A 12,198-nucleotide genomic window follows, 5' to 3' on the forward strand; every position below is an offset into this window, starting at 1 on the left:
CCCTTTGAACATGGGGGCCGATCTGGTGATGCATTCGGCCACCAAGGGGCTGAACGGCCATTCTGATGTGGTGGCCGGTGTTCTATCGGTGGCCGATGACAGCTTGCCCGCATGGCAGGCGATTTGCACCGACCGTCACGATGCAGGCGCGATCCTCGGGCCCTTCGAGGCATGGCTTTTGATGCGCGGGATGCGGACCTTGCCGCTGCGCGTCGAGCGTAGCAGTCAGACGGCCTTGCAGATCGCCGAGCGCCTCGAACAGCATGCGCAGATCGAAGCGGTTTGGTATCCCGGCCTTGCGACGCATCCCCAGCACCCATTGGCCAAGCATCAGATGCAGGGCGGCTATGGCTGCCTGCTGTCTCTTCTCGTCAAAGGCGGGTTCGAGGGCGCGGCGCGGGTCGCATCCCGTTTGCAAATCTTTCACCGCGCCACGTCACTGGGGGGCGTCGAAAGCCTTGTGGAACACCGCCATGTCATCGAGCCGCACACAGGTATCCCGGAAAACCTGCTGCGCCTGTCGGTTGGGATCGAAGATGCAAGCGACCTGATCGAGGATATTGAACAGGCGCTCGAATAGCCCTTCTTCTGTTTTCAAATATCCCGGGGAGTTTGAGGGGCAGAGCCCCTCATTTTCACTAAACCTGCGCGGCGCAGCCGCACAATTGGGTCAAGCCTTTCGCTTGAGCTTGTCGCGTTCGCGGATCATGGCCTTGGCGGCGATATGCATGCCCGAGGCGCGCAAGGATTCGATACGGGTTTCCAGTTCTTCGATGGTCATGGTCAAAACTCCTTCTTTTTCGTGTCGCGATGATCAAATGCCGCGCATGGCGCGGGAGCGCCGGGGTATGGCAGGACGATCGCTTGATAAGGGGAAGACCGGGCCAATACATGGTGGTCCGGGCGCTGTGCTGCGCCGCTTTCCCGTGGCAGCGTTTCGCGTCGGGCGCACGCCGCATGTGAGCGTGAGATAACATACGAGCGGGTGGTTTCAACCCGCGCGTCGGTTCACCGCACCAGTTCGCGCATGCCTGCGTCCAGCCCTTCAAGGGTCATCGGCACCATGCGGCCTTCGAAAATCTCGTGGATCATCTTGATCGACTGGGTATAGGGCCAGTGCCCCTGCGGCACCGGGTTGATCCAGAGGTGATCGGGCCATTGTTCCCGCGCGCGCTCCAGCCATGTTTGGCCTGCCTCGGCGTTCCAGTGTTCATTCGCGCCGCCGGGATAGGCGATCTCATAAGGCGACATGGAGGCATCGCCGACGAAGATGCATTTATAGTCCGGCCCGTAGGTGTGCAGCACGTCCCATGTGGGCGTCACCTCGTTCCAGCGTCGGGCATTGTCGCGCCAGACGCCTTCGTAAAGGCAGTTGTGGAAGTAGTAGTATTCAAGGTGCTTGAATTCGGCGCGGGCGGCGGAAAACAGTTCTTCGACCACCTTGATGTGGTCGTCCATCGAGCCGCCCACGTCGAGAAACAGCAGCACTTTCACGGCGTTGCGCCGCTCGGGGCGGGTTTGCACGTCGAGGTAGCCATGTTCGGCGGTGGCGCGGATGGTGCCATCGAGGTCGAGTTCTTCATCCGCCCCGTCGCGCACCCATTGGCGTAGGCGCTTGAGGGCGACCTTGATGTTGCGGGTGCCGATCTCGACGCTGTCGTCGAGGTTGCGAAACTCGCGTTTGTCCCAGACTTTCACGGCGCGGCGGTGGCGCGATTTGTCCTGCCCGATGCGCACGCCTTCGGGGTTGTAGCCATAGGCGCCAAAGGGCGAGGTGCCGGCGGTGCCGATCCATTTGTTGCCACCCTGGTGGCGGCCTTCCTGTTCCTTGAGGCGTTCTTTGAGGGTTTCCATCAGCTTGTCGAAGCCGCCAAGCGCCTCGATCTCGGCCTGTTCCTCGGGGGAAAGGTGCTTTTCGGCCATCTTGCGCAGCCAGTCCTCGGGGATGTCCACGGCGTTTAGCACATCTTGCGCGCTGATTTCTTCAAGCCCTTGGAAGCAATGGGAAAAGGCGCGGTCGAAGCGGTCGATCATCCGCTCGTCCTTCACCATGGCGCTGCGCGCGAGGTAATAGAAGCCCTCGACGTCATAGGTAACCAGATCGGTGGTCAGAGCCTCAAGAAAGGTGAGGTACTCCCGCAGGCTGACCGGAACACCGGTTTTGCGCAGGGTATCGAAGAACGGCAGGAACATCGCGGGTCAGGTGGCGCCGCGATAGATGAAGATCGTGATGAACAGCGCCGCCAGCGTGAAGACGAGGCAATAGACAGCCGCGTATTGCAGAATATCGGCGGTGTTGCCTTTGCGGCGCTTGGCGATCAGCGCGCCGGTGATGGCGCCGAGGATGGCGCCAATAATGATGATCATGTGTGCCAGCCCTGTTAGCCGTTGGGTCCTTTGAGCGGGCTGAGTGCCGAGATCTCGCGCAGTTTGGCGCGCACGGCCCAGTCCGCGCCGAATCCGTAGCGCGCCCAGCCCAGACTGTCCAGCCGGACAGACTGCGCCTCGGCGACGCGGCCTGAAAGTTCCAGAGCCTCGGCGCGCAGCATCATCAGCGTGGCCAGAAGGGCGGCGTTTTCGTGCCGTTCGGCGGTGGCCAGATGTGGGGTCAGCAACATCAGGGCATCTTTGCCACGACCTTGGGCAATGGCGTAGGCGGCCAATTGCGACGCGGTATAGGCGCGGTGCAACTCGGTGCCGGGGGTGCGCTTGTAGAACTGGTCGGCAATGACGAACTGATCTTGCGCGAATTCCGGGTCGGTGGCCTGCGTCAACCGGCCCAGTGCGAAGTGCGAGAAGGCACGGCGGTGGTCGTGCCAGCCGACAGCCTCGGCAATACGCAGGGCTTCACGCGCGGCGCTGCGGCGTTGGGAGGGGCGGGTGCCCGGCCCAAGTGCGGTCTGGATGTTGCGCACCCAAGCGCGCGGTGTGCTGCTGGCATGGCGCGGAGCGATCTTGTCGCCGGCGGGGTTCAGGCGGCTGAGTATGGCGGGCAGGCGGCGTGCCACCTCTGCGCGGGACATACCCGAGCGCAATTCGGGTGCGTAGTAGGCCCGCAGGATGAGCATGTCGAAGCCGGTGAGCACGGTATGCACGTTATCGTCGTTGAAGACGGAATCGCGCAGGCGGTAAAGATCGTTCAGCGGGCCGATGGCCTGTGCCAGCTCCTCGTGCAGGCAGTCGCGCACTTCCTGGGGGGAACTGTCGTTGGGCAGGAAAATCGCCAGTTTTTCGCGTTTTTTCAACAGCGACCAGTTGGTGATGCGGCTGTGGCGTGCCTTGCGATATTGCGACAGTCGCGAGATGTTGGGCACCACGAAACAGGCCGCCTTTGGCAGGTGGCGGCGGATTTCGCTGCGCGGGACCGCCTCGATCGTGATGTTGGCGGTGTCCGAACGGACACGGGCCACGTCGATCCCGGCTTCGGTGCGCAAGCGGTGCACGAGGCGGTTGAGATCGGGAATCAAGGTGGGCGGCGGGCTGCCGGTGACGCGAATCGAGATCGGGTCCTCGAACCGCGAAAAATATTGGAGAGGGCGGCCCGACTCCAGTTCGAAGCTGAGTTCGATGAAATCGCGTTCAATGTCGCGGTTGGACCGCATCGCGGGCACGGGACGCGGCGCCGAGAAGCGTTTCATGGCGGGCATGGTGCTTTCTGTATGCGTTGCGGCGCGCGACGGCATGTCCGCCGTTGTGCCGGGCATACATGCCCCGAGCATCAGACAAATAGGTAGAATAACGCGGCGCATGTGCCCCCCGAAGCCTGTATTCCAAAACACACGGGCCTTACCGGAATGGTATGGCCCGCCTGTCCTGCGTCGGCGGGTTACGGTCAGTGGTGCGTTGCCCCGTTGCACCTGATGTCCGGTCTGCTCGTTGCCTTGGCAGGATCGGAGGTAGTTATGCCCCTCATCCTGACCACGGTAAGGAGCAATAAAGGCAAAAATGTGACCGATTCGGCTTGTGCCCGAACCGGTTGCCGCATTTGCTATTTTATTGCCTTTTAACAATAGGTTGGCGTCTTTCGGGTTAGCGTTGACGTCGCGCCATGAAGGCGAGCCGTTCGAAAAGATGCACGTCGGCTTCGTTCTTGAGAAGCGCGCCGTGCAGTTTCGGCAGGGCATCGGCGCCATCCCGCTTGAGATCGGCGGGGTCGAGGTCTTCGGCCAGCAGGAGTTTCAGCCAGTCCAGAACCTCGGATGTGGAAGGTTTTTTCTTCAGGCCCGATTGCTCGCGAATCTCGTAGAACTGGGTGAGGGCGGTGGTCAGAAGCTGATCCTTGATGCCGGGATGATGCACCTCGACGATCTGTTTCATGGTCTCCATGTCCGGGAAGCGGATGTAATGGAAGAAACAGCGGCGCAGGAAGGCGTCGGGCAGTTCCTTTTCATTGTTCGAGGTGATGATCACGATCGGGCGGTTTTGTGCGCGGATGGTTTCGCCGGTCTCGTAAACATAAAACTCCATCCGGTCGAGTTCCTGCAAAAGGTCGTTGGGAAACTCGATATCGGCCTTGTCGATTTCGTCGATCAGCAGGACGACCTTCTTGCCCGCTTCGAATGCCTGCCAGAGCTTGCCTTTGCGGATATAGTTTTTCACATCATGGACGCGTTCATCGCCCAGTTGGCTGTCGCGCAGGCGCGATACGGCATCGTATTCATAGAGCCCTTGTTGCGCTTTGGTCGTGGATTTGATGTTCCATTCGATCATCTCAAGGCCAAGGCCCTGCGCCACCTGCCGGGCCAGTTCGGTCTTGCCGGTGCCGGGTTCGCCCTTGACCAGGAGGGGGCGTTCCAGCGTGACGGCGGCGTTGACGGCGATATTGAGGTCATCGGTGGCGACATAGGCCTCGGTACCCTGAAATTTCATGTGTTTCCCTGACCTTGTGTTTGGGATTTGCTTGTGTATTCGGCGCGACAGTAGGGCGAAGCCGGAAACACATCAATGCACCGTGATTGCCTAGTGACATTACCGCGCGTGAAGTGTAGAGCGAGCGCATGGAAGCGCCAACGGTCTGAGGAGACGCAAGCCATGACAGACATTGGCCTTGATGAGGGGAGCACCATGAAAGCCGAAGTCTTTCTACCTGAAGACTATCGCCCGGCCGAAGACGAGCCGTTCATGAACGAACGTCAGCTGGAGTATTTCCGTCGCAAGCTGACCACTTGGAAAAACGAGCTGCTGGAAGGCAGCCGGGATACCATCGAGGGGCTGCAGGACAGCACCCGCGCGATCCCGGATGTGGCCGACCGCGCCAGCGAGGAAACGGACCGAGCGTTGGAATTGCGCACGCGTGATCGCCAGCGCAAGCTGGTGGCCAAGATCGACGCGGCCCTGCGCCGCATCGAAGAAGGGGAATACGGGTATTGCGAAGTGACCGGCGAGCCGATCAGCCTCAAGCGGCTGGATGCACGTCCGATCGCGACCATGAGCCTTGAAGCGCAAGAGCGTCATGAAAGACGCGAGAAAGTGCATCGCGACGATTGATCGTTGCGATGCGGGACGGATAGGGCGCCGGGGCCATGGCCTCGGCGTTTTTCGTCCGGGTCGGGGAAAGAGCGCCATGAGCCTTCAGGGACTGAAATGCCTTGTGATCGGTGCCGGCATCGGCGGGCTGACCGTCGCGCGCGCCTTGGCGCTGCGTGGGGCCGAGGTGACGGTGCTGGAGCAGGCCGAGGCGATTCGCGAAGTGGGCGCGGGGCTGCAAATCAGCCCGAACGGCTTTGCCGTGCTGCGCGCGCTTGGTTTGGATGAAGCCCTGCGCGCCGTGGGCGTGCAGGGGGAGGCTGTCAGCCTGCGTGACTATCGCAAGGGCGAGGTGGCGCGGCTGGACCTGACGCGGCTGGACAGCCGTGATTACTATTTTCTGCACCGGGCCGATTTGATCGAGGTTCTGGCCGAGGGCGCGCGCGCGGCGGGCGTGCGCATTCGTCTGTTGCAGAGGGTGGCCAAGGTCGAGCCGGGCGCGCGCCCGGCGGTGCATCTGTGCAATGGGGCGGTGCTGGAGGCCGACCTGGTGGTCGGGGCCGATGGTTTGCACTCCAAGGCGCGCCAAGCATTGAATGGCACGACTGCGCCGTTCTTCACCCGGCAGGTCGCATGGCGCGCGGTGATCCCCAATACCGAAGCGCGGGGGCCGGAGGCGCGTGTGCATATGGGCCCGATGCGCCACGTGGTGAGTTACCCGCTGCGCGAGGGGCGTTTGCTGAACCTTGTTGCGGTACAGGAGCGGGCCGCATGGACTGCTGAAAGCTGGAGCCAGAGGGATGACCCGCTGTCCTTGCGCGCGGCCTTCGAGGATTTCGGGCCAGAGGTGCAGACCATGCTTTCGAGGGTGGAGGAGGTTTATCTTTGGGGCCTTTTCCGCCATCCCGTGGCGCCCAAGTGGCATGCGGATGGCGTCGCGATTTTGGGCGATGCTGCGCATCCCACGCTACCCTTCATGGCGCAGGGGGCCTGTATGGCGCTTGAGGATGCATGGGCCTTGGCCGAGGCGCTGTCGGGCGAGGGCGCGCTTGAGGCCCGGTTGTCGGCCTATCAGGCGCGGCGTGCGGGGCGGGCCAAGCGCGTGGTTGACGCGGCCAGCGGCAATGCGTGGAAATACCACCTGTCTTTCCCGCCGCTTCGCTGGGCCGCGCATGGTGTGTTGCGCGCCGGCGGTCGTTTCGCGCCCGAGCGGATGATGCGGCAGTTCGATTGGATTTATGGCCACGACGAAACCGCAAGCTGAGGTCGCAGGGGATACACTTCGGGTTTGGGCGCGGGCAAGGCTTTTGCAAAAGCCTTGGTCGCCAAGCGATTTTCAAATCGCTTGGTCCGATGGCGGTCAGGCGTCAAGCTCGACCCAGATCGGCACGTGATCGGAGGGTTTTTCGCGGCCGCGAATCTCCTTGTCGATCTGGCAGTCGAGCAGCAGGTCGGCGCATTGCGGGCTGAGCAGGACATGGTCGATGCGGATGCCGTCATCGCGGTTCCACGCGCCCGCCTGATAATCCCAGAAGGTGTAATGGCCGGGGCCGTGCTGGCGGCTTCGGAAGGCTTCGGTAAAGCCGAGGTTCACGATCCGGCGGAAGGCGGCGCGGCTGTCGGGGAGGGCGAGGGCATCCTTGGCCCAGGCTTCGGGGCGTTTGGCGTCTTCATCCTGTGGGATGATGTTGTAATCGCCTGCCATGAGGAAGGGTTCCTCTGTCGCCAGCAGCGCCTTCGCGCGGGTCTTGAGGCGTTCCATCCACTTGAGCTTGTAGTCGTATTTCGGCCCCGGTGCCGGGTTGCCATTTGGCAGGTAGAGGCCACAGACATGCACCGGCCGGGTGTCACCGATCACCGTGGCCTCGATCCAGCGGGCCTGTTCGTCGGCGTCATCTCCGGGCAGGCCGCGGGTGACATCCTCAAGCGGCAGCTTGGAGAGGATCGCCACGCCGTTGAAGCTCTTTTGCCCATGGGTTTCGACGGTATAGCCCATGTCCTCGAAATGCTCGCGCGGGAAATTTTCGTCGATCGATTTGATTTCCTGCAAAAGGGCCACGTCAGGCTGTGCCTCTTGCAACCAATCAGACAGCGCGCCGATGCGTGCCTTGATGCCGTTGATATTGAAGCTGGCGATTTTCATGGCGGCCCCCTGTTTGGCGTTGACCTTTCTATCGCGCAGCGGGCGGGCAGGGGCAAGGCCCATGGTCAATCGCACCCTTGCTGCATGGGATTCCCATAGGTTGATTCGTCTTGTGGACGTCGATATAGGGTTGAAATTATCCACATTTGGGGGGTGTGGATAAGTTTTTCCGCTATATATCGAGGTATTTTTAACGGGCGAGAATTCAATCAATTAAAAACCCGGATAGGTAGAAATACCTTTGTGGATAACCCTCTGGACAGGAAAAAACGCTTTGGAAAGCAACCTTTGCGTGTAAGCGTTTTGGTGCTGCAACCAAATGCAACGCTGGAGGAAAACATGCTTGCACAACTCAAAACAGAAGAGCGCCTTGCCCCTGAAATCCACGCAGATCTGCACGCCGGACAGGCGGTTGAAGCCTTTACCACATCGCTGATCGCGGGGTCAGACATGGGCCTTGGCGAAGGCGTTGAAATGATGACCACATCGCTTGGCCCCGTCGCCGCAAGCGACGCGCAAAGCGGTGAGGCGGTCGAGGCCTTCACCACAAGCCTCTGACCTGCAAGCGAAACGGGGCATGCGCCCTTTCCACCCCCCGTGAAAAGGAGATCGGCAGATGGGTAACGTTGTTCCACTGGATGTCCTGTTTCGTCAGCACAGCATGGCCGCGCGGCAGGCGGCCATGCTGGACCGCTTCGCACAGGAGCGTCGCCGCGATGGCGACGTGTTCTGGCTCAAGGAAAATGCCGAGGCGCTTAACGTCTTGGAAAGCACGGGCGCGATATTGCCGGAGGGGGCGTTGGAGGTGCATCGCGGCTTTTACGATGAGGTCGAGCGCCGCATGGGGTTTTTCCCGCAATATTATCGTTTCTTTCTGGGTCTTTGCTTGGATCTTGAGGATCTTGGGATTGGCGGACAGAAGGGAGGCAAGCTGGTGCAGTGGGTTGCCGATCAGGGGCTGGCCCGCGCGGAGTTATCGGATTTGCAACGCGCCGAGGCGCGGCGGCTGTGCCTGCGACGGGGCGTTGACCCTGTGGCCGAGGATGGGGGGCTGACCGACCGGCTGCGCGGTTTTGCGCGGCGTTCGGAAACCTTCGCGCTGCCTAACAAGAAAGCCGCCTATGAGCTGACCCATATTATTTTTTACCTTTCGGAATATGGCCGGCAAGACCCGGAGGTGGGGCAGGACTTTATCGATAGCCTGCATTTCGCCGGCACACTCGCGTTCCTGGAATTGAACCTCGATCTTTTGGCCGAAATCTGCATCGCACTTCGCTTTGCCGGGGCCACGCCGCCGGAGGTCTGGGAAACTTGGCTGAGCGATCAGGTGGAACTTTTCCGGCTTGAGGCCGTGCCGGGCGCGGGTGCGCCGCAGGATGATTATCACCCTTGGCTTGTGGTCAACTGGGCCATGCGGGTGGCGGGAAAAGGCGGTTTTGCCCAGCAGATACCGGAAGGCCGGGTTGTCTTTCGCCAACCCGCGCCAACGGCGGGGCCGCTTAGGGAATTATCGGATTGCCTGTACCAGATGGACGAGGCGCGCCGCGGCGACTGGCAGAAGATGCGCACCCCTGTACAAGAGGCCCTTTCGGACGATGCGCGGCGGGTGCTCTTGGCCGCCGAGGCTGCGACCGACCGGTTCGAAACCTTCTTCGCGGGCTTTGCCCGAACGGGCATGCAACAGGTGGCGCTATAATGGCCCGGCCCTTGGTGCTCGGGCTGGCCCTGTGCCTGCTTTACACGGTGTTGATCACCGGGGCGGATGCCATCACCAAGCTGTTTGGCCAAGCCTATGCCGCGCCACAGTTGTTTGCCCTGTCAGGTCTGCTGGTGGCGGGGGCCTGCCTTGTTATCGGGCAGGTGGGGCATCACCGGGGGCATGGCCTGCGTACCAGTTGTCCAAGGGCGATGACCATACGGGCGGGGGCGACGGTTTTGGGATCGGTCGCCTTTTACTATGCCTTTGTCTTGCTGCCTTTTGCCGAAGTGTTCATTTTCGTCGCCTTGATTCCGCTGTTGGCGGCGCTGTTGTCTGGTCCTGTGCTGGGCGAGGGGGTACGCGGCCCGGTCTGGGGTGCCCTTGGCCTTGGAGCCTTTGGCGTGCTGTGGCTTTTTCCCGGCGGGCTGGGCGAGATTGGCATGGGCCATCTGGTGGCCTTTGTGGCGGTGGCACTTGGCACGGTGTCTTTGGTCACCTCGCGCTACATCAGCCAGCGGGAAAGCAACCTTCTGGCGCAGGTGTTTTACCCGAACCTCGCGCTTGGCGCGGTGATGTGCGCGGCCTTGCCCTTTGTTTTTGTGCCGATGGGGCTTGTCGATGTGGCCTGGGCCGTGGCCTATGCCGTGCTGCTCTTTGCGGCGCGGTGGGTGCTGGTGGCCGCGTTGCAGGCCTTGCCCGCCTATGTGGTGACGCCTTTGATGAACATGCAGTTCGTCTGGATGGTGCTGATTGGCGCAGTGGGTTTTGGCGAAACACCGGGGCCGGGCGTGTTTCTTGGGGCGATGATTGTCATGCTCGCCGGTCTGTGGTTGGTGCGGGATCAGGCGCGCCCGATACCCGGCCGAAGCGCGGCAATGCCTGCGGAATAGGCAGATTGGTGCCCGTGCGTTGGATTTTCCGGATTTCCCCGCGATTCCCGCCCCTGATTTGCGTAGCCTCTGGCAAGGCCAAAAATGAAAGGGGATGTCATGCTGGAATTTCTGAAACGTCTGGGCGGGGTCAGTGCGCCGAACAAACCCGAATCGCAGCGCGCGCGCTTTGAACGTCTGGTATCGGAGTTGAACGAGGCGCTGGACGAGTTGACGGACAAGCCAGCGGTGACCGTGCAGCCGGACAGCGGACACATATCCTTTGACATGCCCGAGCAGTTTCCGGACGAGGCTCTGACCCTGCCCAAGCCTGACACGACCGAGGCGACGTCAGAGGACAGGAATGATTCCGAAGCGGGCACAGATGAGCGCTCTGCTGAGGCGGGCGACGAGAAAGAGGCCAAAGCCGCCTGAAGGCGGCAAGCCAGCTTACATGGAGAAGGATGTTCCGCAGCCGCAAGAGCTGCTGGCGTTGGGGTTTTCGATGGTGAAGCGCGCGCCGATCAGTTCTTCGGTGAAGTCGATGGTTGCCCCGGTCAGGAAGGGCAGGGACACGCTGTCGACCACGACTTTTTGGCCTTGGCCTTCCAGCACCACGTCGTCTTGCGCCGGTTCGTCGAGCTTGATCTCGTATTGAAACCCGGAACAGCCGCCGCCTTCGACGGCGATCCGAAGGGCTTGACCCTGATCACCGGCGCCGATTTCGGCCAGCCGGGCAAAGGCGCGGTCGGTCACTTTCGGGGGCAATTGCATGGCACGCTCCTGACTGTTCCTTATTGAATTGCTTTACAATATATGGGGCGCGTCAACTGGCGACAAGGATGGCTGTTATGCAAATGCCCTATGCCTCGGACCCCGGCCATTCGCGTGGGCGGAAGGTAGAGGAGGAAGAAAGCGCGTTCCGCTCCTGTTATCAGCGGGATCGCGACCGGATCATCCACTCAAGCGCCTTTCGGCGGCTCAAGCACAAGACGCAGGTTTTCGTCGAGCATGAAGGCGATTATTTCCGCACGCGGTTGACCCATTCCATCGAAGTGGCGCAGGTGGCACGGACGATTGCCGGGGCGCTTGGCCTCAACCAGGAACTGACCGAGGCGGTGGCGCTGGCACATGATCTGGGGCACACGCCTTTCGGGCATACCGGCGAGGATGCGCTTGATGCGCTGATGCAGCCCTATGGCGGGTTCGATCACAACGCGCAGGCGGTGCGCATCGTCACCAGCCTTGAGCGGCACTATGCTGAATTCGACGGCCTGAACCTGACGTGGGACACGCTGGAAGGGATCGCCAAGCACAACGGGCCTGTCACGGGGGAATTGCCCTGGGCCTTGGCCGAGTACAACGCGCGGCACGATCTTGAGTTGCACAGCCATGCCAGTGCCGAGGCGCAGGTGGCCGCGCTGGCCGATGACATTGCCTATAACAACCACGACCTGCATGATGGGCTGCGTGCGGGGTTGTTTACCGAGGCCGATATTCGCGGCCTGCCCATAGTCGGGGCCTGTTACGCGGAGGTGGATGCTTTATATCCCGATATTGACGACTATCGCCGCCGCCACGAGGCGCTGCGCCGGGTCTTCGGCGTCATGGTCGGCGATGTGATCGACGCCTCGCGCGCCGTGCTGGCCGAGGTTGCGCCGGGCAGCGCGCAAGAGGTGCGCGATCTGGGCCGCCCGGTGATCTGTTTCTCGGATCAAGGCGGCCGGGATATTCGCGAGATCCATGCATTTCTGTTCGAGCGCATGTATCGCGCGCCCAGCGTGATCGAAATGCGCAAGCGCGTGACCCATGTGGTTGAAGATCTGTTCCCGTTTTATATGGCCAACCCGACTCATCTCCCAAGCCGTTGGCAGGGCGACGTGGTCGCAGCGCGGGACGAAACCGGCTTGGCGCGCCTGGTCAGTGACTATATCGCTGGAATGACTGACAGGTTCGCCTTGGAAAGCCATTCCCGGCTGCTGGGCGGCGCGAATGTCGGTATTGAACGTGGGGGTGTGTGA

14 protein-coding genes are annotated in these 12,198 nt (G+C 61.6%); 8 read left to right on the plus strand and 6 right to left on the minus strand.

Annotation, left to right across the window (positions count from 1 at the left end; genetic code table 11):
- Positions 1–580, plus strand: a 580-nt coding sequence (locus QZ498_RS08470) for a PLP-dependent aspartate aminotransferase family protein (RefSeq protein WP_294621441.1), incomplete at its 5' end; no start/stop codon positions are given.
- Between the two features lie 428 nt (positions 581–1,008).
- Here the strand turns inward: QZ498_RS08470 and QZ498_RS08475 are convergent.
- The 4 genes from QZ498_RS08475 to QZ498_RS08490 form a co-directional block, all read right to left on the minus strand.
- Positions 1,009–2,193, minus strand: a complete 1,185-nt coding sequence (locus QZ498_RS08475) for a VWA domain-containing protein (protein WP_294621442.1) — start codon at positions 2,191–2,193, stop codon at positions 1,009–1,011.
- 6 nt (positions 2,194–2,199) lie between these two features.
- A complete protein-coding gene (locus QZ498_RS08480; protein ID WP_294621444.1) occupies positions 2,200–2,367 on the minus strand; it encodes a hypothetical protein in 168 nt (55 codons plus the stop codon).
- A 14-nt stretch (positions 2,368–2,381) separates the two neighbouring features.
- A complete protein-coding gene (locus QZ498_RS08485; RefSeq protein ID WP_294621445.1) occupies positions 2,382–3,749 on the minus strand; it encodes a DUF2927 domain-containing protein in 1,368 nt (455 codons plus the stop codon).
- A 280-nt stretch (positions 3,750–4,029) separates the two neighbouring features.
- Positions 4,030–4,869: a MoxR family ATPase gene (locus QZ498_RS08490; protein WP_294621446.1), complete on the minus strand. Its 840-nt coding sequence runs from the start codon at positions 4,867–4,869 to the stop codon at positions 4,030–4,032.
- A gap of 162 nt (positions 4,870–5,031) precedes the next feature.
- Between QZ498_RS08490 and dksA the strand changes: the two genes are divergently transcribed.
- A complete protein-coding gene (gene dksA, locus QZ498_RS08495; protein WP_294621447.1) occupies positions 5,032–5,487 on the plus strand; it encodes an RNA polymerase-binding protein DksA in 456 nt (151 codons plus the stop codon).
- A 76-nt stretch (positions 5,488–5,563) separates the two neighbouring features.
- Positions 5,564–6,730, plus strand: coding sequence for an FAD-dependent monooxygenase (locus tag QZ498_RS08500; RefSeq protein ID WP_294621448.1), 1,167 nt, complete (start codon positions 5,564–5,566; stop codon positions 6,728–6,730).
- A 96-nt stretch (positions 6,731–6,826) separates the two neighbouring features.
- Here QZ498_RS08500 and xth read toward each other — a convergent pair whose 3' ends face one another.
- On the minus strand, positions 6,827–7,609 hold the full coding sequence (gene xth, locus QZ498_RS08505) for an exodeoxyribonuclease III (RefSeq protein WP_294621519.1): 783 nt from the start codon (positions 7,607–7,609) through the stop codon (positions 6,827–6,829).
- 339 nt (positions 7,610–7,948) lie between these two features.
- Here xth and QZ498_RS08510 point away from each other — a divergent pair, with 339 nt between their 5' ends.
- The 4 genes from QZ498_RS08510 (at position 7,949) to QZ498_RS08525 (ending at position 10,612) form a co-directional block, all read left to right on the plus strand.
- Positions 7,949–8,167 carry a DUF6749 domain-containing protein gene (locus QZ498_RS08510; protein ID WP_294621449.1) on the plus strand — a complete coding sequence of 73 codons (219 nt, stop codon included), beginning with the start codon at positions 7,949–7,951 and terminating at the stop codon, positions 8,165–8,167.
- Positions 8,168–8,225: 58 nt separating this feature from the next.
- Positions 8,226–9,305: a hypothetical protein gene (locus QZ498_RS08515; RefSeq protein WP_294621451.1), complete on the plus strand. Its 1,080-nt coding sequence runs from the start codon at positions 8,226–8,228 to the stop codon at positions 9,303–9,305.
- Positions 9,305–10,198, plus strand: a complete 894-nt coding sequence (locus QZ498_RS08520; RefSeq protein ID WP_294621452.1) for a DMT family transporter — start codon at positions 9,305–9,307, stop codon at positions 10,196–10,198. The genes QZ498_RS08515 and QZ498_RS08520 overlap by 1 nt, the downstream gene beginning before the upstream one ends.
- Positions 10,199–10,297: 99 nt before the next feature.
- A complete protein-coding gene (locus QZ498_RS08525; RefSeq protein WP_294621453.1) occupies positions 10,298–10,612 on the plus strand; it encodes a hypothetical protein in 315 nt (104 codons plus the stop codon).
- A gap of 15 nt (positions 10,613–10,627) precedes the next feature.
- Here QZ498_RS08525 and QZ498_RS08530 read toward each other — a convergent pair whose 3' ends face one another.
- Entirely contained in the window at positions 10,628–10,951 is a 324-nt protein-coding gene (locus tag QZ498_RS08530; RefSeq protein WP_294621454.1) for an iron-sulfur cluster assembly accessory protein, read from the minus strand.
- Positions 10,952–11,019: 68 nt separating this feature from the next.
- On the opposite strand from QZ498_RS08530, the gene QZ498_RS08535 reads away from it, so the two are divergent.
- On the plus strand, positions 11,020–12,198 hold the full coding sequence (locus tag QZ498_RS08535) for a deoxyguanosinetriphosphate triphosphohydrolase (protein ID WP_294621455.1): 1,179 nt from the start codon (positions 11,020–11,022) through the stop codon (positions 12,196–12,198).

The sequence above is a fragment of the uncultured Roseovarius sp. genome, from assembly GCF_913057115.1.
Taxonomy (GTDB): domain Bacteria; phylum Pseudomonadota; class Alphaproteobacteria; order Rhodobacterales; family Rhodobacteraceae; genus Roseovarius.